This window comes from Nitrococcus sp. (assembly GCF_059432795.1).
This window is the reverse complement of sequence record NZ_JBXWZQ010000216.1, coordinates 46,174-67,462: the sequence shown is the minus strand read 5'-3', so window position 1 is coordinate 67,462 and position 21,289 is coordinate 46,174. Positions and strand designations below refer to the sequence as shown.

The 21,289-nt window shown below is 63.0% G+C and carries 24 protein-coding genes and 1 other RNA gene; 15 read left to right on the top strand and 10 right to left on the bottom strand.

The window, feature by feature from the left end; genetic code table 11:
• The first annotated feature begins 231 nt into the window (after window positions 1-231).
• The 3 genes from AC52Q4_RS15460 to AC52Q4_RS15450 all read left to right on the top strand — a co-directional run bounded on the left by AC52Q4_RS15460 (window position 232) and on the right by AC52Q4_RS15450 (window position 1,734).
• Window positions 232-696, top strand: a complete 465-nt coding sequence (locus AC52Q4_RS15460; protein WP_495537691.1) for an Hsp20/alpha crystallin family protein — start codon at window positions 232-234, stop codon at window positions 694-696.
• Between the two features lie 20 nt (window positions 697-716).
• The gene (locus tag AC52Q4_RS15455) at window positions 717-1,130 is read left to right on the top strand and encodes an Hsp20/alpha crystallin family protein (protein WP_495537690.1); all 414 of its coding nucleotides are present in this window, start codon (window positions 717-719) and stop codon (window positions 1,128-1,130) included.
• 196 nt (window positions 1,131-1,326) lie between these two features.
• Window positions 1,327-1,734 (top strand): Hsp20/alpha crystallin family protein, encoded by a 408-nt coding sequence (locus tag AC52Q4_RS15450; protein WP_495537689.1) that lies wholly within the window; start codon window positions 1,327-1,329, stop codon window positions 1,732-1,734.
• A 288-nt stretch (window positions 1,735-2,022) separates the two neighbouring features.
• Here the strand turns inward: AC52Q4_RS15450 and thyA are convergent, their stop codons facing one another.
• The gene (thyA, locus tag AC52Q4_RS15445) at window positions 2,023-2,856 is read right to left on the bottom strand and encodes a thymidylate synthase (RefSeq protein ID WP_495537688.1); all 834 of its coding nucleotides are present in this window, start codon (window positions 2,854-2,856) and stop codon (window positions 2,023-2,025) included.
• Between the two features lie 73 nt (window positions 2,857-2,929).
• Window positions 2,930-3,736, bottom strand: a complete 807-nt coding sequence (gene lgt, locus AC52Q4_RS15440; protein ID WP_495537687.1) for a prolipoprotein diacylglyceryl transferase — start codon at window positions 3,734-3,736, stop codon at window positions 2,930-2,932.
• 292 nt (window positions 3,737-4,028) lie between these two features.
• On the opposite strand from lgt, the gene AC52Q4_RS15435 reads away from it, so the two are divergent.
• The 3 genes from AC52Q4_RS15435 to argA all read left to right on the top strand — a co-directional run bounded on the left by AC52Q4_RS15435 (window position 4,029) and on the right by argA (window position 7,422).
• A complete protein-coding gene (locus AC52Q4_RS15435; RefSeq protein WP_495537686.1) occupies window positions 4,029-4,745 on the top strand; it encodes a TIGR04211 family SH3 domain-containing protein in 717 nt (238 codons plus the stop codon).
• 167 nt (window positions 4,746-4,912) lie between these two features.
• On the top strand, window positions 4,913-6,091 hold the full coding sequence (gene argE, locus AC52Q4_RS15430) for an acetylornithine deacetylase (protein ID WP_495537685.1): 1,179 nt from the start codon (window positions 4,913-4,915) through the stop codon (window positions 6,089-6,091).
• The gene (gene argA / locus AC52Q4_RS15425; RefSeq protein WP_495537684.1) at window positions 6,088-7,422 is read left to right on the top strand and encodes an amino-acid N-acetyltransferase; all 1,335 of its coding nucleotides are present in this window, start codon (window positions 6,088-6,090) and stop codon (window positions 7,420-7,422) included. The genes argE and argA overlap by 4 nt, the downstream gene beginning before the upstream one ends.
• Before the next feature lie 9 nt (window positions 7,423-7,431).
• On the opposite strand, the gene AC52Q4_RS15420 is transcribed toward argA, so the two are convergent.
• From AC52Q4_RS15420 to AC52Q4_RS15385, 8 genes are all read right to left on the bottom strand, one after another.
• The gene (locus AC52Q4_RS15420; RefSeq protein ID WP_495537683.1) at window positions 7,432-8,379 is read right to left on the bottom strand and encodes a glucosaminidase domain-containing protein; all 948 of its coding nucleotides are present in this window, start codon (window positions 8,377-8,379) and stop codon (window positions 7,432-7,434) included.
• Window positions 8,376-8,849 (bottom strand): EVE domain-containing protein, encoded by a 474-nt coding sequence (locus AC52Q4_RS15415; RefSeq protein ID WP_495537682.1) that lies wholly within the window; start codon window positions 8,847-8,849, stop codon window positions 8,376-8,378. The genes AC52Q4_RS15420 and AC52Q4_RS15415 overlap by 4 nt, the downstream gene beginning before the upstream one ends.
• Window positions 8,850-8,873: 24 nt before the next feature.
• Entirely contained in the window at window positions 8,874-9,569 is a 696-nt protein-coding gene (locus AC52Q4_RS15410) for a 5-formyltetrahydrofolate cyclo-ligase (protein ID WP_495537681.1), read from the bottom strand.
• A 36-nt stretch (window positions 9,570-9,605) separates the two neighbouring features.
• Window positions 9,606-9,793, bottom strand: a non-coding RNA gene (gene ssrS, locus AC52Q4_RS15405) — 6S RNA.
• A 182-nt stretch (window positions 9,794-9,975) separates the two neighbouring features.
• Window positions 9,976-10,266 (bottom strand): hypothetical protein, encoded by a 291-nt coding sequence (locus tag AC52Q4_RS15400; protein ID WP_495537680.1) that lies wholly within the window; start codon window positions 10,264-10,266, stop codon window positions 9,976-9,978.
• A 90-nt stretch (window positions 10,267-10,356) separates the two neighbouring features.
• Entirely contained in the window at window positions 10,357-11,157 is an 801-nt protein-coding gene (locus AC52Q4_RS15395; RefSeq protein ID WP_495537679.1) for a uroporphyrinogen-III synthase, read from the bottom strand.
• A gap of 85 nt (window positions 11,158-11,242) precedes the next feature.
• The gene (locus tag AC52Q4_RS15390; protein WP_495537678.1) at window positions 11,243-11,557 is read right to left on the bottom strand and encodes a cell division protein ZapA; all 315 of its coding nucleotides are present in this window, start codon (window positions 11,555-11,557) and stop codon (window positions 11,243-11,245) included.
• Between the two features lie 5 nt (window positions 11,558-11,562).
• Entirely contained in the window at window positions 11,563-11,799 is a 237-nt protein-coding gene (locus AC52Q4_RS15385; protein WP_495537677.1) for a TIGR02449 family protein, read from the bottom strand.
• Window positions 11,800-11,913: 114 nt separating this feature from the next.
• On the opposite strand from AC52Q4_RS15385, the gene AC52Q4_RS15380 reads away from it, so the two are divergent.
• The 9 genes from AC52Q4_RS15380 to gcvPB are packed head-to-tail and all read left to right on the top strand — an operon-like array spanning window position 11,914 to window position 21,258.
• Window positions 11,914-12,492 carry a UPF0149 family protein gene (locus AC52Q4_RS15380; RefSeq protein ID WP_495537676.1) on the top strand — a complete coding sequence of 193 codons (579 nt, stop codon included), beginning with the start codon at window positions 11,914-11,916 and terminating at the stop codon, window positions 12,490-12,492.
• A 22-nt stretch (window positions 12,493-12,514) separates the two neighbouring features.
• Window positions 12,515-13,819: an aminopeptidase P N-terminal domain-containing protein gene (locus AC52Q4_RS15375; RefSeq protein WP_495537675.1), complete on the top strand. Its 1,305-nt coding sequence runs from the start codon at window positions 12,515-12,517 to the stop codon at window positions 13,817-13,819.
• Window positions 13,820-13,827: 8 nt separating this feature from the next.
• Window positions 13,828-15,078 carry a 2-octaprenyl-6-methoxyphenyl hydroxylase gene (gene ubiH, locus AC52Q4_RS15370; protein ID WP_495537674.1) on the top strand — a complete coding sequence of 417 codons (1,251 nt, stop codon included), beginning with the start codon at window positions 13,828-13,830 and terminating at the stop codon, window positions 15,076-15,078.
• Window positions 15,075-16,271, top strand: coding sequence for a UbiH/UbiF/VisC/COQ6 family ubiquinone biosynthesis hydroxylase (locus tag AC52Q4_RS15365; protein ID WP_495537673.1), 1,197 nt, complete (start codon window positions 15,075-15,077; stop codon window positions 16,269-16,271). The genes ubiH and AC52Q4_RS15365 overlap by 4 nt, the downstream gene beginning before the upstream one ends.
• Before the next feature lie 30 nt (window positions 16,272-16,301).
• A complete protein-coding gene (gene gcvT / locus AC52Q4_RS15360; protein WP_495537672.1) occupies window positions 16,302-17,384 on the top strand; it encodes a glycine cleavage system aminomethyltransferase GcvT in 1,083 nt (360 codons plus the stop codon).
• Between the two features lie 28 nt (window positions 17,385-17,412).
• Window positions 17,413-17,805, top strand: coding sequence for a glycine cleavage system protein GcvH (gcvH, locus tag AC52Q4_RS15355; protein ID WP_495537671.1), 393 nt, complete (start codon window positions 17,413-17,415; stop codon window positions 17,803-17,805).
• 45 nt (window positions 17,806-17,850) lie between these two features.
• Window positions 17,851-19,224, top strand: a complete 1,374-nt coding sequence (gene gcvPA / locus AC52Q4_RS15350) for an aminomethyl-transferring glycine dehydrogenase subunit GcvPA (RefSeq protein ID WP_495537670.1) — start codon at window positions 17,851-17,853, stop codon at window positions 19,222-19,224.
• 29 nt (window positions 19,225-19,253) lie between these two features.
• Window positions 19,254-19,754 carry a thiol peroxidase gene (gene tpx, locus AC52Q4_RS15345; protein WP_495537669.1) on the top strand — a complete coding sequence of 167 codons (501 nt, stop codon included), beginning with the start codon at window positions 19,254-19,256 and terminating at the stop codon, window positions 19,752-19,754.
• A 52-nt stretch (window positions 19,755-19,806) separates the two neighbouring features.
• A complete protein-coding gene (gene gcvPB, locus AC52Q4_RS15340) occupies window positions 19,807-21,258 on the top strand; it encodes an aminomethyl-transferring glycine dehydrogenase subunit GcvPB (protein ID WP_495537668.1) in 1,452 nt (483 codons plus the stop codon).
• Window positions 21,259-21,289: the final 31 nt, after the last annotated feature.

The following is a 21,289-nucleotide window of genomic DNA, read 5'->3' as shown; positions in this document are numbered from 1 at the left end:
GTCGAGCCGTCGGCGCGTTTTTGGCGGGTTTCACGCAGATACATGTACGCGATAATAAGCCGATTACAGCTACACTGCAAGCGATACATAATAATCCATGTACGTGTACTTCGCGTGTTGTACGTGCTGATCGGCTATCTAACACCTTGAAATCCCACGCGTCAGCGCACGCCGCTCAAGAGAACCTGTACGTGGAAGTGTCAAAGTCGGGTAAGACGGAGGTGCTCGGCCATGTTCGGAGATATCTGGCGAATCAATGTTCCGCAGTTCCGGGAGCTGGACTGGGTGCGTCAGATGGTGGACGACCTGTTACAGGACTTTGAGGCGTCGGACATCCGCTCCGTGCCTCGGGGAACGTTTCCCTTGGTGAATGTGGGTACGACCGCAGATGCCGTGCGCGTTTACGTGTTCGCACCGGGTGTCGATCCCAAAGACCTGGATGTGTCCATCCAGAACAATGTGCTCATAATGCGCGGCAAGCGCGAGTTTCCGGCGAAAAGCGCAGAGGGCGGCGGCGAATGGCCAGCGTTTTATCGCCGAGAGCGCTTCGGTGGTGAGTTCTCCCGCGCGGTTGCCCTGCCCGAGAGGCTCAACGGCGAGGCCGCCGAGGCGAGAGCACGCAACGGTATGCTTGAGATCAAGCTGCCCAAGCGCGAGGAAGTGCAGCCGCGCAGGATTGAGATCACGGCAAACTAGGCGAAGGGAGGTGAATAGTCATGGCTGAGGAGCGCAACGCTACGGGCCACGAGGTCTCAACGCGCAAGGACTCACGTGAAGTGGCAACCCAGGAGTGGCGTGAGCGTACCTTGCTGCCTCCCGTGGATATTTATGAGGAGGACGATGCGATTCGTGTCTTGGCCGACATGCCCGGGGTCAGTAACGAGGCATTGACCATCGAGGTGGATGGCACCGTGCTCACGATCTACGGCGATATACAGATCGAGATGCCGGAAGGCATCTCGGCCACCTATGCCGAGGTGCGGGGTTCCCGGTACTACCGTCGCTTCACGCTTGGCCAGGAAGTCGAAACCGATGGTATCCGCGCTGAAATGAACAGCGGGGTGCTGAGCGTCGTCCTGCCGAAGAAGGCGTCCCACCGGCGGCGGCGAATCGAGATCACAGCCGCTTAACAGCCGGCCTGCCTATTCGAAGGGAGGAGTGGAGATGAACTTCGATCTGAGCAAGTGGAATCCCTTCCGCTTTCTACGCAAGTCTCCTGAGGAAAGGCGTGCCAGCACTGTAGTGCCGATCGGGCCGCGTTCCAGGGACCCCTCTAGGGAGGGGTTCGAATCGATCGGCTCGATCGCTATGCCAGAGGCCTTTGGCATGATGCAGGAGCTTATGCGCGAGCCTCTGACCGGATGGGGATACTTTGATCGCTGGTTTGGTGACTTCAGCCCGAGTGTTTTCCAGCCACGCGTCGATATGGTCGACGACGGGGATGCATTGCGAGTCACGGCGGAGTTGCCGGGTATGGAACGCGACGACGTGGAGATTCATGCCGAGGACGGTTACCTCTGGATACGTGGCGAGAAGAAGCTCGAGTCCCGCTCCGAAGAAAAAGGCTGCTACCGGGTCGAGCGCGCCTTCGGCCAGTTCCAGCGCGCCATACCGTTGCCGGAAGGCACCGATGTCGAGAAGGCTCGGGCGTCCTTCGACAAGGGCCTTCTAACCATCCGCCTTCCCAAGCCCGAAAAACAGGAAAGCACCGCACGCCGGATCGCTATCCAATGAAGACGGCCGGCCAACCCGGGCGGGTTGGCCGGCTTGAGGCGCGCCGGCTGTACCCGGCCGCGCTGGTCGCCGCAAGGGGAGCCGGTGATGTTTCTTCCATTCACTCACCGAGAAGCGCTGCATCCAGTCAAAATAGCCGGTTTTCCGCTAGTGCACGCCGCGGCATCCCAACTGTCAAAGCATCTCAGCTCTTTCGACGTGCATAGCTGAGATCTGATTAGATGCACTTATATAAATTGGCAGGGTTTAATTGCGTTGGCCGCAGGCGCTCTTCGCTGCTCGTCAACGCTATACCGCAATCGGTGCCTTGATCGCCGGGTGGGGACTGTACCCGATGATTTCGAAGTCCTCATATCGGTAGTCAAAAATCGAGTCAGGCTTGCGCCTAATAACCAAAGTAGGCAGTGGACGAGGTTTCCGAGAGAGCTGGAGCTGGGCTTGCTCTAAATGGTTGGAGTACAAGTGCACATCGCCGCCCGTCCAGACGAAATCGCCGACGTCGAGATCGCATTCCTGGGCGATCATATGGGTGAGCAAGGCGTAGCTAGCAATATTGAATGGGAGTCCCAGAAATACATCACAACTGCGCTGGTAGAGCTGGCATGACAGCTCGCCGTCGGCGACGTAAAACTGGAACAGGGCGTGACAGGCAGGCAAGGCCATCCGGCCTTGTCCTACATTTGCTTGCGGGCTTAGGGATTCGTCCGGCAGATATTCGACGTTCCAAGCGCTGACAATGTGTCGACGCGAATGTGGGTTCTTTTTGATGCCTTCAACTACGCGAGTAATCTGGTCGATTGTCCCGCCATTCTTGGTCGGCCAGGCACGCCACTGGGCGCCGTACAACGGGCCCAGATCGCCGTCCTCGGTCGCCCACGCATCCCAGATGCGCACGCCGTTGTCCTTCAGGTACCGGATATTGGTGTCGCCGGAGAGAAACCACAGCAGCTCGTGGATTATGCTGCGCACGTGCAGCCGCTTGGTCGTGACCAGCGGAAAACCCTCGTTGAGGTCAAAGCGCATCTGATAGCCAAAGACCGACAATGTGCCGGTCCCTGTGCGGTCTGCCTTGCGCACGCCGTGCTGAAGAATGTATTGCAGCAACTCCAAATATTGTCTCATGAGGCCGTCCGTTGCGTGCTCGCTGCGGTTGCGGTTGTCAACGCGGCCTTGGCCGGGTCGCGTTCGAGAGCGTTCATGCGTTCGCCGACCCGGCGCCCGCCACTTGGCCTCGATAAGCGAAAGCGAGCAGGCCGAGGCCTGCGAGGATCATGGGCAGCGAGAGCGCCTGGCCCATGGTGAACCAGCCAAAGGCGAGATAACCGAGCTGCGGGTCCGGCATGCGTATGAACTCCACCGCAAAGCGGAACACACCATAGCAAAGCAGGAACAGGCCGGATACCGCGCCGCTCGGCCGGGGGCGCCGGGAGAAAAGCCAAAGGATCGCGAACAGCACCACGCCTTCGAGCAGAAATTCGTAGAGCTGCGAGGGGTGCCGCGGCTCAGGGCCGAGGATCGGATAGACCATTCCCCAGGGAAGCGTCGTGGGTGCTCCCCAGAGCTCGCCATTGATGAAGTTGCCGATACGTCCGACCCCGAGCCCGATGGGCACGAGCGGGGCGAGGAAGTCGATGATACGCCAGAAGGGCGTCTCGATACGTCGGGCGAACCACCAGGTCATGACGATGACGCCGAGCAGCCCGCCATGGAAGCTCATTCCGCCGCGCCATATCTGGAATAAGGCGAGCGGATTGGCGAGCATTTGCTCCATGCCGTAGAAGAGCATGTACCCCACGCGCCCGCCGATGACCACTCCCACGGCGACGAACAGCACCAGATCGTCGACTTGCTTGGGTTCGAGCGGGGACCCGGGCCGGCGCGCGCGGTGCCGTCCCAGCCACCAACCCGAGATAAAGCCCACTGCGTACATGATGCCGTACCAGTGAACCGCTAGTGGACCGAGTTGAAAGGCGACCGGGTCGATGTTCGGGTAGTGCAACATGGGGTAGTCTCCGCGTGATGCATTGCGCTCGGTCCCTGGGCGCAAGGACGAATCGGTTATTGCCGCACGCTGAGCCGGCGGCTATCCGGCGGGCGTCGGTTTTGCGGCCTGCGACCATCCGCTACAATCGAGGGCTCGAAGGAGGATGCCAAACAGCCATAGGGAATCTCTAGTGCATACCCCTCATATTGCACCACGGCGCTTCGAGAACGCAGCAATTCCATCCACAGCCAGGTTGCCATTCTACACTGCGTGCCGGCATCAGGGCCGATTACCCGATTCCGATTCCCTCATGCCTGCCGGCTGTGGCTCCGGCGCAGGCCTCGGCCGTCGATTCGAGACGTTCCTCTCCGGTTTGGCGCTCGCGCTCATTTGGTGGCTCGGGCTCTGCGCCGTGGTGGGCAGCGCCCAGGCCGCCCCCACGCGATACGTGACCGATCAGTTTACGATCACGCTACGCAGCGGCGGCGGCAACCAGTACCGGATTCTGCAGTTGTTGCCAACCGGCACGGCGGTCGAAGTCTTGGAAACGGACTCGGGGTGGACGCGGGTCGAGACGGCTAAGGGACGGCAAGGCTGGGTGTCGTCCCAGTACCTCATCAGCCGGCCGCCGGCGGCGCAGCGTCTCGAGCAGGTCAGCGCCAAGCTCGCGCAGCTGCAGGCGCAGGACGGTCAGCTCGAGCAGAACATGGAGCAAACGCAGCAGCAGCTCGCGCGAGCGCGTGAGCGGGTCGACGAACTCGCAAGCGCGCGGGATCGGCTTGCCCGCCAGCTCGATGAGTCCCGCGAAGGACTCCATCTTGCCAACGAGAACAAACGGCTCAAGAAGCAGATTATCGATCTCAAGCGACGCCTGCAGGATCTGGCCAATGAGACCGAGCGCCTCGCCGATCGCAGCCGTCAAGATTGGTTTCTGGTGGGCGCCGCGGTGCTGTTCGCGGGTATGGTGGTAGGCATTACGGTGACGCGTATCCGCTGGCGGCGCCGTTCCTCGTGGGGGGATTTATGAGATGCTTGCTGCGGGTCGCTGCAATACGGCCCGAGCCTGCGGGCAACCGCTGCACGAGCTGACGGGCAGTTAGCGCGGCCACAGGAAGCGCTGACGCAGCGGCGGCGGGTTCACAATACGAAATCCAGCCTGTAGACAGCCCGCTCCAGGCCGCCCAGGAGCATGCTATGGCCGCTACCGTGCCAAGTCTTCGTCAGATGGTCAGCGAGCTGATCGAGTTGCCGTCGGTGAGCAGCGTCGATCCGGCGTTGGATCAGGGCAACCGTGCTGTGATCGAGCGGCTGGCAGGTTGGCTCGATGCGTTGGGGTTTGCCGTTGACATCCGCGATTTGCCCGATCAGACGCACAAGGCCAATTTGGTTGCGACGCTCGGCAGTGGCGCCGACGGGCTGGTCCTGTCAGGTCATACCGATACCGTTCCATACGATACCCACCGCTGGAGCACGGATCCGTTCCGCCTCACGGAGCAGAACGGGCGCTTGTACGGGCTCGGCACCAGCGACATGAAATCCTTTTTTGCCCTTGCCCTCGAAGCGGTCCGGGAGCTGCGTGCCGGGGATCTGCGCCGCCCGCTGACCCTTTTGGCGACCGCCGATGAGGAAAGCGGCATGATCGGGGCCAGGGCTTTGCGTGACGAGGGCCGGCCGATCGGTCGTTACGCCTTGATCGGGGAGCCAACGGGGCTGCGGCCGATTCATATGCACAAAGGCGTGATGATGGAGGCGGTGCGCTTGCGCGGGCGCTCCGGTCATTCCAGCGATCCGAGCTTCGGCGTCAACGCGCTAGAGGCGATGACCATCGCTCTCAATGAAATCCTGGCTTGGCGTGCCGAGCTGCAGCGGCGCTATCGTGATGATCGGTTCCGGGTGCCGGAGCCGACGTTGAATCTGGGTCACATCCACGGCGGGGATAACCCCAACCGCATTTGTGCCGAGGCGGAGCTGCATTTCGATCTGCGACCGCTGCCCGGCATGGATTTGGAGGAGCTGCAGGCGCAGCTTTGCCAACGTCTCGAGCACGCTCTGTCCGATTCAGCCGCGACGCTGGAGATACGTCCGTTATTTCCCGGCTTGCCGCCGATGGAGACCCCGGAAGATGCGTCCATCATACAGGTGGCGCGGGAACTCACGGGGGCCGAGCCCGGGACCGTCGCTTTCGGTACCGAAGGGCCGTTTCTCGCGGCGCTGGGTATGGAGGTCGTGGTGTTGGGTGCCGGAGACATCGATCAGGCACATCAGCCCGATGAGTACTTGTCCGTGGATCGTATCGAGCCGATGATCAAGCTGCTCCGGGGGTTCATTCGCCGTTTCTGCCTGGAACCACCGCAAGCCGAGGGAAAAAGATGAGATGGGAGCCGGCCCGTTTCGTCGAGTGGTTCCGCCACAGCTTGCCCTACATCAACGCCCACCGGGGCAGGACGTTTGTCATTGCCTTTGACGGTGAAACGGTGGCCGACGAGAAGCTGCCGACGCTGATCCACGACTTGGCGCTGCTCAATAGCCTGGGCGTTCGATTGGTGCTGGTGCCGGGCGCGCGCCCGCAGATCGAGCAACGGCTGCGCTCTCGCGAGTGTACCATTCGCTACGTCAACGGCTTGCGCATAACCGACGAGCCCGCCCTCGCTTGCGTGAAAGAAGCGGTGGGCGCGGTTCGGGTGGAAATCGAAGCGCTGCTGTCCATGGGAGTCGCCAACTCCCCCATGGCCGGTTTACGCATCCAAGTGGCCTCGGGCAATTTCGTCACCGCCCGCCCCGTGGGCGTCCGCGACGGAGTCGATTATCTGCACACAGGCGAGGTGCGTCGCGTGGACGGCGCGGCGATTCGCCAGCGCCTGGATGATGCGGCGGTGGTGCTGATCGGTCCGCTCGGTTATTCGCCAACCGGCGAGATATTCAATCTTTACGCGGAGGACGTGGCACTCGCCGTGGCCCGGGAGATCCGCGCCGACAAGCTGCTTTTTCTGCAGCAAAGCGCGCGGGTGCTCGATCGCGATGCCGCCCTGGTGCGGGAGATGACCACCGAAGAGGTGCAGCAATACCTGCGTGCGTACCCCGAGCTTGCCCCGGAACTGCGGCGGCTGCTCGTTGGTACGCTGGAGGCTTGCCGCGGCGGCGTGCGGCGTGCGCACTTGCTCGGTAATGCGGTCGACGGCGCGTTGTTGCTGGAGCTTTTCACGCGTGACGGGGTGGGTACACTGATCACCGCCCGGCCCTTCGAGGTAATCCGCACGGCGGTGATCGAGGATATCGGAGGGATACTCGAGCTCATCGAACCCCTTGAGCGCGACGGGACCCTGGTGCGCCGCTCACGGGAGCGGCTCGAAACCGAGATCGAGCATTTCACCGTGGTGGTGCGGGAGGGGACCGTCATTGCCTGCGCGGCACTTTATCCCATGGCCGAGGCCGCCATGGCGGAGCTCGCCTGCTTTGTGGTCCATCCCGATTACCGGGGCGGTGAACGCGGTGATGCCCTGCTCAGGCAGCTAGAGCGCGCCGCCGCCGCGCAGGGCGTGCGGACTGTGTTCGTCCTCACCACCCGCAGCGCCCACTGGTTCCAGGAGCGGGGTTTCCAGCCCGCGAGTCTGCAGGACCTTCCGGTCGGGCGTCAGGCGCTGTGCAACCTCCGGCGCAACTCCCGGGTCTTTATGAAGCCGCTCCCCGATGGGACGCGAATCTAGCGGGCCGCGTTAGTGGGGCGTCGGCGAGCTCGATGCGGCCAAGCGAACATCCTGCAGTGTTTGGCGTAAATCGTTGTGGCGCAGCATCGTCCGAATATCAGCTACATAGGCGGCGCCCCGCTCGGAATAACGGTTCAGGCCACCCGCCAGAGTCGCGGCATCCGGGTGCTTGCCGCTGTCGCTAAGGCGCGCGCGGAGCGCGCGCAACGGGGCATAAGCGCGGTGGGTATTAAGATTATGGACGTAGCTGTGCACCGAGTCGCGCAGACTCGCAAAGGCGCGGACGTAATGGCGCGTGTGCCGGGTTCGGCGGCCGGGTGCCAGCCCTTTGCTGGCATCCCAGGTACGCTCGCCGAAAAGATTATTGCCCTCATGAGCAAAGCGCGAGGTGCCCCAGCCACTCTCGCTTGCGGCTTGGGCGAGGGCAAGTGCCGGTGGGATTCGGTCGACCCGGCGCAGCAGTCGGGCGCGGACCTGCGGGTCGCCGAGATCGCCGGTGATCCCTTGTCTCGCGGCGATTGCGGCGACCTGCTCAGTCATTGAATCCCCGGGCGGGAGGTGATCTTGGGCAAAAGCGTGTTCCAGGAGCTCGCGTTCGGCGCGGAGTCGGTTGTTTTCGGCCAGGACCAAGGGCAGCAGGCTGCGAAAGAACAAGGATTTTTTGCGGCGAACCGGCTGCTCGATCAGGTCAGCGGGGAGCGATGTCACGGCAAGCGTCGGAATCGCCGCCTCCGGCGGCCAATCGTATCCCTGCTCGGCGAAAAACGCCGCCAGTGACTGGGCATCATCGATCGTGACCGGCTCGAGCTGCACCGCGTCCGGCGAGCTCGGCCGTACTCCGCTCGTCGTCCACCACCATAGGCCGCTCAGCCCAAGCGCGAGCAGTAGGAGCGCGCCAACGCCCCAGATCGCGCCGACCCAGTCGCTTTTCCCGGCGGTGATTTTTGGTTCGTTCATAGCGCTTCCTGGTGTTCCATCTCCAGAATGGCCTGCCATTGATCGGCGGATAGCGGAATGATCGAAAGACGATTGCCCTGCCGGACCAGCGGCGTGTCCGCCAATGAAGGGTTGGCCTTGAGTTCCGCCAGTGAGATGGTACGCGCCAGACGCCGCTTCAATCGAACGTCGACCATATACCAGCGTGGCCGATCCGGGTCGCTTTTGGGATCGAAGTATTTCGACTCGGGGTCGAAGGCCGTAGGATCCGGATAGCCGGCGCGCACGATTTCCATGATGCCGACGGCGCCGGGGCGCGGGCAATTGGAATGATAGAACACGGCGCAATCCCCGGGCCGCATCTGATCACGCAGCATGTTGCGTGCCTGGTAGTTGCGTACGCCTTCCCAGTGATCGCTCTGCAGGGGCTGTTCGGCGAGATCATCGATTCCGTAGACACGCGGCTCGGATTTCATGACCCAATAGTTCATGCGCTCTCCGCTCAAATCGGATGGTCAACCGACTGAGAATTCTTTGGCGGCGCTCGGTCGAGGCACGGCACGGCCGCGCAACATGCCGTTTTCGGTCGCGATGCCGGCGAGTGGCACGTCCCAGGGTTCGACGGGCAGCATGGAGACTTGCTGAAAGCCGAAAGCCACGCCCAGCAGTTGCGGCCGCCGCCACCTTCCGCCGTGTTGGCGCAGAAAGGCGAAGGTGCGGTCGTAGAAACCGGCGCCCATGCCCAGTCGTTGCCCTTGCCAATCGAAAGCCACCAGGGGAAGCAGTACCAAGTCGAGCTGTTGGCACGCAATGCGTCGGGATGGCCGCGGCACCGGTTCCGGAATTCCGAAGCGATTCGCGCGCAGGCACTCGCCCGGCCGATAACGGTGAAATTGCAGAGCGCCGCTCCGCTTCCCGCTTAACACCGGCAGGTAGAGCGAGCGTCCATCGCGGTGGGCGCGCAGCAAAAAGGCGCTGAGCTCGATCTCGCCATCGACCGCCCAATAGCAGGCGATCCGCCGACTGCGGCGATACTCGCGGCTCCGGCGCAATACCGAGACCAGCCGCCGGGCGGCGTGGGTGCGCTCACGCAAGCCCACGTGGCGGCGTTGACGGCGAATACGTTGACGGATCTCGGTTTTGGATTCCGTGCGCCGCCCGTGCGGCGTCGGTCGGGTGTCGATTGATGCGTTGGCAGGGCTCGGGTGCATGTTGTCAAGCGCGGGGTCATGGCGGCAGAAAAAAAGACATCCCCCGCGCAGTGCCGTACAGGCATCGCCCTTGAACCCTTTGGTCCAGGTGGGAACATCGAGCGACCCTTTAGGCTTTCCGCTCTTTGGCAGACTTGCTCACCAGTGTCGCTACTTTGCTTCCCTCGGCGATTGATGTCGGCTCAAGAAAACGTAGTACCTGCGCTCGAACACCGCAGGGGATGTCCAAGGCGGATAATGCCGCACTCCACGGCGGCTCGTCCAGCCCTTGCTGCGGGTCGACTCGCCCGACTATCCGGTAGGCGGCACAGTGCGCCGAGCTTGCGGACCTCCACACCGCCGTCGCGTTGTGCATTGCGCGGCGGCCTGCCGGCGCTCTGCTGCGGCGCGTGTGCAGCGCAGCCGGCTATTTGAACAGGATGCAGTTGCGGATCCAGCACGCCAGATGCAAGCCGAAGAGCACGATCAGGTATGAGCAGGTCGCCGCCAGGACATGTCCCCAGATGGAATCCTCGCCGCCCTCCACGTGGCTGAACACCGCCCAGGCGGAAACCACCGAGAGTGCGGCGAGCAGCGCCGCGACCCCGAGATCGAACTTCAGAATGGCCCGTTCGTTGCCGGGACGCGGCGCGAGATGACGATAGAACAAGAAACCGCCCAGGAAAATCGGTAGGACAAGGAGCTGTGATGTAAGCATGACGATAACCCCTATGCGGATACCCAAAGGGCGGCAGCGTCGGCTCGACATTCCCAGCGTCCGCCGCCGGTGTCGTTTTTCAAGCGCTCGCTAAGCGTTGGATGCCCGAGCGGCCCAATTGACGAGCGCCGAGAACATGGCCTCGTCGCTTGGATCGTCGGCGATCACAATGATTGAGCGTAACCCTTGCGCTTTGGCGATATCGGCGATGCGCTCGCTGCCGAATACAAAGGTGACTTGGTCGAGCAATTGGCGGGTGGCGGGATTCAGCCCCTGCCACAAGGCGAGGAACGCCTCGCCGCTCGTGATGGCCACCGCATCCAAGCCTTTGTGCCGCAGGAGTTCGTCGATCGGCTCGAGTTGCTCCTTGTTCGCGGGTAAACGCTCGTAGACTTGAATGTAGGACACCTCGGCGCCTCTTGCGCGCAGCACGGCGCCAGCCAATTCGCGACCTCCCGAACCTCTGAGGATGGCGATTTTCTTGCCCTCGACGTTCTCCAGAACCGGCAGCCGCAGCAGGGACTCACTGTCAAAGCCCGTTTCTGGAACGATATCGACCGGATAACCGAGCCGCTCGAGGGCATGTGCGGTCTTCGCGCCGATCGCCGCGATCTTTACACGCGAGCGGAAGTCACAGCGCGCTTCGATCTCGGGGATGCCGAAACTCGCTGCGTTGGGGCTGTTGAATATCAACAGATCGAACGAATCGATATCGGTTGCCAAGCGCGACAAAGCGTGCGGCTCCGGCGCGGGAGCAATGCTGAGCAATGGGCAACGCAGGGCACTTGCGCCAGCACCCTCCAGCATCTGGCAAAATGGTGCCGCCTGATGCTCCGGGCGTGTGACCATGATTGTCCGGTTCTGCAACGTCTTGGCGTCAGTTGGCTTCATCGGTTGCACCGCGGTGACCTGAAGCACTCCAGGCGGACAACGGGATGTCGTCGTCGCGCCATCGCGCCGTTCGAGAGGATTACGGTCAATCGGCGTCCGTGCCGTCGTCCTGCCTCTCGGTGTCCAGCGCCTCGGCCACGCGACGGCTCAGTCGGCGCAGCCGCTCGTCTACGGTCTCCAACCGCCCGGCATTGTGCCGTGCCTCGAGCATCTCGTGGGTGATATTCAAAGCGGCCATCACGGCGATGCGGTCGATGCCTACGATCTTGCCCGAATCGCGGATTTCGCGCATTTGTTCATTCAGATAAGCGGCAGACTCGAGCAGGTTGGTGCGCTCCTCGTCGGGGCACGCGACGAAATATTCCCTTTCCAAAAGGGTTACTTTGACGGGTCCGGACATGGGCCTTAGTGATTCTCCATGGCTTTGAGACGGCTGATCATTGCCTCGATTCGGGAGCGGGCCGTCTCGTTTTTCTCCAGCAGCGAAGCTCGCTCGGCGTTGAGCGATTCATGAGATTGGCGGAGCATTTTGTTCTCATGACGCAGGCGTTCTATGGCACGCAGCAATGTGTCGATGCGCTGCTCTAGCTGGACGATCTGTTCAGTAACTGAATCAGTAACTTGGCTTACATCCTTCGTCATATGCTGAATATAAGGTGATGCGCGTGGCCGGTCAACGGCCCAGTCGAGGCCCGCTCTGTTACGATAGGCACATCCGATGCGGCATAAGGGCGCGAAAACGCGGCGGGTGCGATCATGTCAGAGCTCTATGAACCACTCGAGCAGGCCCTTGCGGCGGTCGAGGCGCAATCGGGCGCCGCGGCCGCCCACGGAAGGCTTTGCGGCATGCTCACTGCCTCGAAACGAACCGACAGCGCGCACTGGATTGCCGAGGTGCTGGAAGAGACCGCGCCGCGGGGAGAGGCGGCAAAAGCCTGTCTGGTGTTGCTGAGCCGTCTCTATGAGGAGACGTGGGAGGCGTTGGAGGACCCGGAGCTCGGTTGGCGAATGTTGTTGCCGGATGATTCCGAGCCTTTGGCGTCGCGCGCCACTGCCCTCGGTGCGTGGAGCGAGGGCTTTCTGCTTGGTCTGGCCGTCGGGGGCCTGACGGAGAAAAGCGCCTTGCCGAGCGAGGCGCGCGAGGCTTTGAGCGATCTCGCCGAAATCGCGCGAGTGGATACCGACCCGCAAGCCGACGAGGACGATGAGCAGGCTTACGAGGAGCTGGTCGAATACGTGCGCGTGGCTACGCTGCTCATACGCGAACACGTCCGGGGACCGCAAGCCGCTCGCGTACGTGCCGCCGGCCGTAACAACGAGCCGCAGTTGCACTGACTCAGACCTCGTGGGAGGTGCCATGGACCGTAGTGAGTTTGCCAAACGCCGAAGGGATCTGATGCGGATGATGGGCGAGGAGGGTATCGCCATTATTCCGGCCGCACCGCAACGACGCCGCAATCGCGACGTTTTCTATCCGTATCGTCAGGACAGTGATTTTTACTATCTGACAGGTTTCGCCGAGCCGGAAGCCGTCAGCGTTCTTGTCCCGGGACGTCAGCACGGCGAGTACCTGCTTTTCTGTCGCGAACGTGATCCTGCCAAGGAGATCTGGGACGGCCCGATCGTTGGCCAGGAGCGTGCGGTCAGCGAGTATGGCGTCGATGACGCCTTTCCCCTGGACGATATCGACGAGATACTGCCGCGTCTGATCGAGGGGCGGCGCAAAGTATTCTGCACGATGGGCGTCGATGCCGATTTCGATCACCGGGTGATTGGCTGGGTGAATCAGGTACGCGAGCGGGTACGCTCCGGCGCCCGGGCGCCGGCGGAATACGTCTCGCTGGAGCATCTGTTGCATGAGATGCGCCTGATCAAGGGACGCGCGGAGATCGAGCTCATGCGCCGTGCCGCCAACGTCAGCGCGCAGGCGCATCGGCATGCCATGGCGGTCTGCCGGCCCGGCCTGCAGGAGTACGAAATCGAGGCGGAATTTCACGCCATCTTCCGCCGCCACGGCGGCTGGCCGGCCTATCCGCCGATCGTTGGCGGAGGCGGCAACGCGTGTATCCTGCACTACATACAGAATTCGGCGCCCCTGCGCGCCGGGGATTTGCTGTTGATCGATGCGGGGGTCGAATTGGACTGTTACGCCTCCGATGTCACCCGCACCTTCCCAGTGAACGGGCATTTCAGCGGCGAGCAGCGGGCAGTCTACGAGCTTGTCCTTGCCGCGCAGCAGGCGGCCATCGCGGAGGTGCGGCCCGGCAATCACTGGAACCGGCCACATGAGGCGGCGACCGGCGTGCTCGTCGACGGCATGCTCGATCTCGGTTGGCTGCGCGGCGAGCGTGACGCGATCATCGAGCAGGGGGACTATCGGCGGTTTTTCATGCACCGAACGGGTCACTATTTGGGGATGGACGTCCATGACGTGGGCGATTACCGCATCGATGGGCAATGGCGTGAGCTCGAGCCGGGCATGGCGCTGACGGTGGAGCCGGGACTGTACGTCGCGGCCGACAGTGACGGCATCGATGAGCGGTGGTGGAACATTGGCGTGCGCATCGAGGACGACGTGGTGGTGATACGTGAGGGTTGTGAGGTGTTGAGCGCTAAGGCGCCGCGGACGATCGACGCGATCGAATCGTTGATGGCGGGATAGGCGTTGCGGTGGTAGCGGTGGACTACGATGTCATCGTGGTGGGCGGCGGACTGGTGGGTGCCAGTCTCGCTTGTGCGCTGGCCACGGCCGGAACACGGGTTGCCGTCATCGAGCCGTTTGCGCCCGAGCTCGATGCACAGCCAAGCTTCGATGAGCGGCAGATCGCCTTGGCGCCCGCGACGCGGCGTATCTTCGAGGCGCTCGGGCTGTGGCCGGCAATTGCAATGGAAGCGGCGGCAATCCGTGAGATCCATGTATCCGAGCAGGGTGGCTTCGGAATCACGCGCATGTCCGCCGCCGAGGAAGGCCTGGATGCCCTCGGGCACATACTTCCCAGCCGCCGTCTCGGTCGTGTGTTGTTCGAGCGCCTGCGGTCAATGCCTGAGGTTGCGCTCTATTGTCCGGCCAAGGCGCGCGAGGTGACGGTGGACGCGGCGAGCGCCACGGTGGGCATCGACTGCGAGGACGGCGTGCGGCATCTGAGCGCGCGCGTGCTCGCCGTGTGCGATGGGGCCCGCTCGCGTATCCGCGAGTGCCTGGGGATCGGGTTGCGGGAGCGCTCTTACGAACAAATCGCCGTGATCGCGAATGTGACTCCGGAGCGAAATCCCCAGGGGCGGGCCTATGAGCGCTTCCTGGCGGGCGGCCCGCTCGGCGTGTTGCCGGCCGCCGGAGGACGTTGTGCAGTGATCTGGACCCTTCCCGTGGATGCGGCCGAAGGGCTGCTGACGCTGGACGAGACCGAATTTCTCGCGCAGTTGCAGGAAGCATTCGGGTATCGGCTCGGGCGTTTCCTTGCTACGGGCAAACGTTCCGCCTATCCTCTGTCGGCTTTAGCGGCAGAGCGCTGCATCGCACAGCGGGCGCTGGTGATCGGCAACGCCGCGCACACGCTGCACCCGGTGGCCGGTCAGGGCTTCAATCTGGCGATGCGCGACGTGGCCGTTGTCGCCGAGCTTGTCGCGGACGCGCTTGCCGCGGGTGGCGATCCGGGGGAGCCGCTGTTACTGGAGCATTACCAGCGTTTGCGACGGCGTGATTACCAGCGGACCCTAACGTTTACGGACGGGATCGTGCGGATCTTCTCCAATCGCTTGCCTGGTTTGAGGCTGGCGCGGAATTTCGGGTTGCTTTTCCTGGACCTCTTTCCCGGCGGTCGGCAAGTGCTGATGCGCCAAGCCATGGGGCGCTCCGGATGGTTGCCGCGCCTTGCGCGCGGGCTGCCGCTCGCCCGCGCGGACCGCGGAGCAAGCGGATGAGCCGCGCTGACGCCGACGTTGCGATCCAGGGCGCGGGCATGGTGGGTCTGTTGCTTGGCGTGGCTCTGGCGCGCGAGGGGCTGCGCGTGGTGTTGCTGGACAATGCGAACCCGCCGCATTGGCAAGCGGATCAGTACGGTCAGCGCGTATGTGCGATCAATCGTGCCAGCGAGTGCATGCTGCGCGAGCTTGGCGTTTGGCGTGCGCTGCAACGCGAGCGCGTGAGCCCGTTTCGGGCGATTCGGGTGTGGGATTCACTCGGTGGCGGTCAGATTGGTTTTGATGCCGCCGATTTGGGTGAGCCGCATCTGGGCCATATCGTCGAAAATGAGCTGATTCGCCGCGTGCTCTATGAGGCGATCACGGCGATGAATGGAGTCCAGATGCGGATGCCGGCGGCTATCCAGCGTCTGGAACCCGGTGATGCGTCGGTCAACTTGCGCTTGACCGACGGTAGCCGTCTTAGGGCGGCTTTGGTCGTAGGCGCCGATGGAGCCCGTTCGGCAATCCGTGGGCTGCTCGGGATCCCGGTGAGGCGGGGGAGCTATGCGCAGAAGGCCATCGTAGCGCCGATCCGCACCGAGATTTCGCATGGCGAGGTGGCCCGCCAATGGTTTCTCTCCGGGGGGCCGTTGGCGTTTTTGCCGCTTGCTGACGGGCGCTGTTCCATCGTTTGGTCGCTACCGGCCGCGCAGGCGCAGGCGCGGCTCGCCCTGGATGAGCCTGCCTTCTGCAGGACGTTGACGCACGAATCGGCGGGGGCATTGGGCGAAGTCCTGGCGGCCGGTGAGCGGGGCGCGTTTCCATTACAGCGACTGCATGCCGCCCATTACTGCACGGAGCGGGCTGCTTTGATTGGTGATGCCGCTCATGTGATTCATCCGCTCGCCGGACAGGGCGTCAATCAGGGGTTTCGCGATGCCGCGGTGCTAGCCCGGGTCGTCATCGAGGCCAAGCGCGGTGGTCGGGATCCCGGTGGCCGGCTGGTGCTGCGGCGGTACGAACGGGCTCGGCGAGGCGACAACCTGCTCATGGAATGGTCCATGGAGGGGTTGCACCAGCTGTTTACGCGCGAGCGGACGTCCTTGGTGCGGCTGCGCAGCTTAGGGCTCGGGCTTACGGACCGCGTTGGCCTGGCGAAGCGGTTTTTCATGCGGCGGGCTATCGGTCGGGGTGCCGAAGCGCTGCCATGACGGACGTTGATTGGCGGTCGAAGAGAGATCATGGGATATCGTACGGCGCTTTATGAGAACCATCGCGAGGCGGGCGCCCGCATGGTCGATTTCGCTGGCTGGGAGATGCCGATTCAATATGGCTCGCAAATCGAGGAGCATCATGCGGTGCGTCGCGATGCCGGCATGTTCGACGTCTCGCACATGGCCGTCGTCGACTTGGACGGTGAGCGGATCAAAGACTGTTTGCGTTATCTGCTGGCCAATGATGTCGCAAAGCTTAAAGAGCAAGGCAAAGCCCTTTACACTTGTCTGCTGAATGAGCGGGGCGGCGTGCTCGATGATCTGATCGTCTACCGTCTTGCCGAGGGGCGTTACCGCAGCGTGCTCAACGCGGCCACGCGGGAAAAGGACCTCGAGTGGATCAAAGCCCATAGCGAGCGTTTTGGCGCGCACGTCGAATACCGCGACGACTTGGCGATGCTTGCGGTGCAAGGGCCCCAGGCGCGGGAGAAGGCGCTGCGAGTATTGCCCACCGAACTGGCAGCGGCCGCGCGGGAGTTGCCGCCGTTCTCCGGGCTCGAGCGGGACGGGGTGTTCGTCTCGCGCACGGGCTACACTGGGGAGGACGGCTTCGAGATCATGTTGCCGGTGGCGAGCGCGCCCGCATTGTGGGAGGCGCTCCGTGAGCAAGGAGTGCATCCGTGCGGGCTGGGCGCGCGCGATACGCTGCGCCTGGAAGCCGGCATGAATCTCTACGGCCAGGACATGGACGAGACCGTTTCGCCCCTTGAGTCCGGGCTCGCCTGGACGGTGGCCTGGAAGCCGGCCGAGCGGGACTTCGTCGGCCGCCAGGCCTTGGCGGCGCAGCGGGATGCGGGCGTGCAACACCACCTCGTCGGGCTAGTGCTCGAGGGACGCGGAATCATCCGGGCACACCAGACGGTGCGTGCCGGTGAGCTAAGCGGTACCGTGACGAGCGGCAGCTTCGCTCCGACGCTGGGTCAATCCATCGGTCTTGCGCGAGTACCGGTGGCGTTCGGAGAGCGCTGCGAGGTGCAGATCCGTAATCATTTTCTTCCGGCGCAGGTGATCAAACCGCCGTTCGTACGCCGCGGCCGGGCGCTGGTGTGACAACACGACGAGAACAGGGAATCTGACCATGAGCAATGTGCCAGACGATCTGAAATACACTGAAAGCCACGAATGGCTTCGTTTGGAGCAAGACGGGGCCATTACCGTGGGCATCACGAGCTATGCGCAGGAATCACTCGGAGATCTCGTCTTTGTCGAGACACCTGAAGTGGGTCGCAAGCTCAAAGCGGGCGAGGCCTGTGCCGTGGTGGAGTCTGTGAAGGCGGCTTCGGATGCCTATGCCCCGGTCGCCGGTGAGGTGGTCGATACCAATTCGCGCCTGGCCGAAGAGCCGGAGCTTATCAATCGCTCGCCGTATGACGAGGGCTGGATCATGCGGATACAGCCCGATGACGCCGGTGCTTTGGAGTCGTTGCTCGATCCCGAGGATTACGAGAATATCCTCGCCGAGGCGCAGTGACACTTTGCGAACGGCGCCTCGCAATGACTTCTCCAGGGGTTGGCCATGCCTTTCATTCCGCACACTGAGCAGGATATCCGGGATATGCTGAGCGCGATCGGCGTCGCCGATATCGCGACTTTGTTCAACGAGATCCCGGCGTCCCTGCGCAGCCACTTGCCCGCCAGCGTGCCGACTCAGGTCACGGAGATGGAGATCGCCCGGCTGCTGCACGAGCGCGCCAGCCGCGACGTGCAGCCGGTGTGCTTCATCGGCGCGGGTGCTTACGATCACCATATACCCGCGGTGGTCTGGGAACTCACCACCCGGGGCGAACTCTACAGTGCCTACACGCCCTATCAAGCGGAGGCTTCGCAGGGGACCCTGCAGATCGCCTATGAGTTCCAGACCATGATGGTCGGCCTCACCGGACTCGATGTCTCCAATGCCTCGCTATACGACGGCGCCTCCGCGCTGGCAGAGGCGTTATTGATGGCGGTGCGCAGTAATCGCCAATCCAAAGCTCGACGCGTGCTGATGCCAACCACGGTTCATCCGGCGTACCGTCGGGTTGCCGAGACGATCGTGCGCAATCAGGCCATTCGGCTCGAGGCGGTCGACTACGAGGACAGTGGCGGGAAGCTGGATCCGGCCGTCTTGGAGCGCTGGGATGGCGAGGATGTTACCGCCTTGGTCATTCAGCAGCCGAATTTCTTCGGGTCTCTCGAAGAGGTCGATGCCCTCGTCGATTGGGCCCACGCGCACGGTGCGCTGGTCATTGCGCTGGTCAACCCGATCTCGCTCGCGCTGCTTGCACCGCCCGGGGAATGGGGACAAGAGGGTGCGGACATCGCCTGTGGTGAAGGCCAACCCTTGGGTATTCCGGTGTCCTCCGGTGGTCCCTATTTCGGCTTCATGGCGTGCAAGAATGCTCATGTACGCCAGATGCCCGGGCGCATCGTCGGCAAAACGGTGGATGCCGAGGGGCGTCCTGGCTATACGCTGACCCTGCAGCCGCGGGAGCAGCATATCCGCCGTTCCAAAGCGACCTCAAACATTTGCACCAATCAGGGGCTGATGGTCACCGCCGCCACCCTGTACATGAGCTTGCTCGGCGCCGGCGGCCTGGAACGGGTAGCGGCGGCCTCGCATGCCAATATTCGCTCATTGGTCAATGCAGTGGGCGCCATGGATGGGGTGCGCCCTGCCTTCGCCGGACCGTATTTTCACGAAGTCGTGCTGCAGCTCGATGCGCCGGCGGCGCAGGTGCTTGAGCGTATGGCGGGCTCCGGCGTCCTCGGCGGTTACGACTTGAGCGAGTGTTACCCCGAGCTCGGTCAGGCCATCCTCGTTTGCGCCACCGAGAAGCATTCCAAAGAAGATATCGTGGCCTATGTCCAGGCGATGCGTGAAGCGCTGCGGGTGGCCTGGCGGGCTTGAGCGAATCTACCGGCAAAGAGGCAGCAGTGATGGCAACAGTCACCTTCAAGGGTAAGCCCATCCGACTCAGCGGCGAGCTTCCGGCCGTTGGGTCGAAGGCGCCGGACTTCCGCTTGACCGCAAGCGATCTCAACGAGATCAGCCTGGCCGACCTGCGGGGCCGCAAGAAGATTCTAAATATCGTGCCGAGCTTGGATACGCCAACCTGCGCCACGTCTACGCGTCGGTTCAACCAGCGGGCAAGCGAGTATCCGGATGCCGTCGTGCTGGTGGTCTCCGCAGACCTGCCCTTTGCGCAGAAACGCTTTTGCGAGGTCGAGGGAATCGACGGTGTCAGACCGCTTTCCATGATGCGTGACAAGCAATTTGCCCGTGATTACGGCGTGTTGATCGAGGAGGGGCCGCTGGCGGGCCTGACTGCTCGCGCCGTGGTTGTGCTCGATGGCGAGGACACCGTGCTTTATACGCAACTGGTGGCGGAGCTGGCCGACGAGCCGGACTATGAAGCCGTGCTCGCGGCGCTCGGTTGATGGTGAGCCATTGGGCCGGGCCCTGATTGCGCTCACGCCGGAGGAGTGAACGATGTTGATTTTCGAGCACAGTCGCGAGGGCCGGCGGGCGTTTGCGCAGGCGCCGCGTGCGGAGGCGGATGTTGCGGACATCCCCGCCGCCTACCGGCGCCGCAAGCGGGCTCTGCTGCCGGAGGTCTCCGAGCTGCAGGTGGTGCGCCATTACACCCGTCTGTCGCAGAGGAATTTTTCCATCGATACGCACATGTACCCGTTGGGTTCTTGCACAATGAAATACAACCCGCGGGGCTGCAATACCCTGGCCATGCAGCCGGAATTCCTCGGCAGGCATCCGAATGCGCCGGATCGCTTCGGCCAGGGCGTCCTCGCCTGCTTGTGGGAGCTCCAGGAGATGCTGGCGGCGGTTACCGGTATGCAGGGAGTTTCGCTCGCGCCGATGGCGGGCGCCCAGGCCGAGTTTGCCGGCGTCGCCATGATCCGTGCTTACCATGAGGCGCGTGGCGCCCACGAGCGTACCGAGATCATCGTTCCTGATGCGGCTCATGGCACGAATCCCGCGACGGCGGTGATGTGTGGCTATCGGGTGCGTGAGATTGCGACCGCCGCGGATGGGGACGTCGATATGGCGGCCCTCAAACAGGCGCTTGGGCCGCAGACCGCGGGTATCATGCTGACCAATCCATCGACGGTCGGCGTTTTCGAGCGGCGTATCGAGGAAATTGCACGCCTCGTCCACGACGCCGGCGGTTTGCTATATTACGATGGCGCGAACCTCAATGCCATTCTCGGTAAGGCCCGTCCGGGCGATATGGGCTTTGATGTCATTCACTTGAATTTGCACAAAACCTTCTCCACTCCTCACGGCGGTGGCGGACCCGGTGCCGGGGCGCTAGGTGCCGGGCAGCGCCTGCAGGAATTCATGCCGATACCCATCGTGGCGCGAGAAGGGGATTACTATCGCTGGCATTCCGAGGCCGACCGTCCGCATAGCATCGGTCGGCTGTCCACCTTCGGTGGCAACGTCGGCGTTTTGCTGAGGGCCTATGTCTATGCCCGGATGCTGGGCCGGGAGGGGATGCCTCGCGTGGCGGAATTTGCCACGCTCAATGCCAATTATCTCATGGCACGCCTACGGGCTGCCGGCTTCCAGGTGGCTTATCCGCAGCGCCGGGCGAGCCACGAGTTCATTGTCAGCTTGAAGCGCGAAGCCAAGGAACTCGGCGCCACGGCCATGGATTTCGCGAAGCGTCTGTTGGACTATGGATTCCATGCGCCTACGACCTACTTTCCGCTGCTGGTGGCGGAGGCGTTGCTGATCGAACCGACGGAGACTGAATCGAAGGAAGATCTGGACGGTTTCGTGGCGGCATTGTGCCGCATCCGCGAGGAAGCGCGGGAGGATTTGGCGTTCGTTAAAAACGCCCCGTACAAGTTGCCGGTACGCCGCCTCGACGAGGTGCGCGCCGCTCGTGAGTTGAATCTGAGCTGGAAGACCGGAGAATGATTCTCCGGGCAGCTCGCAGCGAATTCGGCTG

Coding starts and splice junctions, on each gene's coding strand:
- AC52Q4_RS15380 (WP_495537676.1), top strand. CDS start 11,914: ATGTCAGAGCTCTATGAACCACTCGAGCAGGCCCTTGCGGCGGTCGAG.
- AC52Q4_RS15420 (WP_495537683.1), bottom strand. CDS start 8,379: ATGAACGAACCAAAAATCACCGCCGGGAAAAGCGACTGGGTCGGCGCG.
- AC52Q4_RS15455 (WP_495537690.1), top strand. CDS start 717: ATGGCTGAGGAGCGCAACGCTACGGGCCACGAGGTCTCAACGCGCAAG.
- lgt (WP_495537687.1), bottom strand. CDS start 3,736: ATGTTGCACTACCCGAACATCGACCCGGTCGCCTTTCAACTCGGTCCA.
- gcvH (WP_495537671.1), top strand. CDS start 17,413: ATGAGCAATGTGCCAGACGATCTGAAATACACTGAAAGCCACGAATGG.
- AC52Q4_RS15375 (WP_495537675.1), top strand. CDS start 12,515: ATGGACCGTAGTGAGTTTGCCAAACGCCGAAGGGATCTGATGCGGATG.
- AC52Q4_RS15450 (WP_495537689.1), top strand. CDS start 1,327: ATGATGCAGGAGCTTATGCGCGAGCCTCTGACCGGATGGGGATACTTT.
- gcvPA (WP_495537670.1), top strand. CDS start 17,851: ATGCCTTTCATTCCGCACACTGAGCAGGATATCCGGGATATGCTGAGC.
- AC52Q4_RS15410 (WP_495537681.1), bottom strand. CDS start 9,569: ATGCACCCGAGCCCTGCCAACGCATCAATCGACACCCGACCGACGCCG.
- AC52Q4_RS15460 (WP_495537691.1), top strand. CDS start 232: ATGTTCGGAGATATCTGGCGAATCAATGTTCCGCAGTTCCGGGAGCTG.
- gcvPB (WP_495537668.1), top strand. CDS start 19,807: ATGTTGATTTTCGAGCACAGTCGCGAGGGCCGGCGGGCGTTTGCGCAG.
- AC52Q4_RS15365 (WP_495537673.1), top strand. CDS start 15,075: ATGAGCCGCGCTGACGCCGACGTTGCGATCCAGGGCGCGGGCATGGTG.
- AC52Q4_RS15385 (WP_495537677.1), bottom strand. CDS start 11,799: ATGACGAAGGATGTAAGCCAAGTTACTGATTCAGTTACTGAACAGATC.
- argE (WP_495537685.1), top strand. CDS start 4,913: ATGGCCGCTACCGTGCCAAGTCTTCGTCAGATGGTCAGCGAGCTGATC.
- AC52Q4_RS15390 (WP_495537678.1), bottom strand. CDS start 11,557: ATGTCCGGACCCGTCAAAGTAACCCTTTTGGAAAGGGAATATTTCGTC.
- gcvT (WP_495537672.1), top strand. CDS start 16,302: ATGGGATATCGTACGGCGCTTTATGAGAACCATCGCGAGGCGGGCGCC.
- thyA (WP_495537688.1), bottom strand. CDS start 2,856: ATGAGACAATATTTGGAGTTGCTGCAATACATTCTTCAGCACGGCGTG.
- AC52Q4_RS15435 (WP_495537686.1), top strand. CDS start 4,029: ATGCCTGCCGGCTGTGGCTCCGGCGCAGGCCTCGGCCGTCGATTCGAG.
- AC52Q4_RS15395 (WP_495537679.1), bottom strand. CDS start 11,157: ATGAAGCCAACTGACGCCAAGACGTTGCAGAACCGGACAATCATGGTC.
- AC52Q4_RS15400 (WP_495537680.1), bottom strand. CDS start 10,266: ATGCTTACATCACAGCTCCTTGTCCTACCGATTTTCCTGGGCGGTTTC.
- argA (WP_495537684.1), top strand. CDS start 6,088: ATGAGATGGGAGCCGGCCCGTTTCGTCGAGTGGTTCCGCCACAGCTTG.
- tpx (WP_495537669.1), top strand. CDS start 19,254: ATGGCAACAGTCACCTTCAAGGGTAAGCCCATCCGACTCAGCGGCGAG.
- AC52Q4_RS15415 (WP_495537682.1), bottom strand. CDS start 8,849: ATGAACTATTGGGTCATGAAATCCGAGCCGCGTGTCTACGGAATCGAT.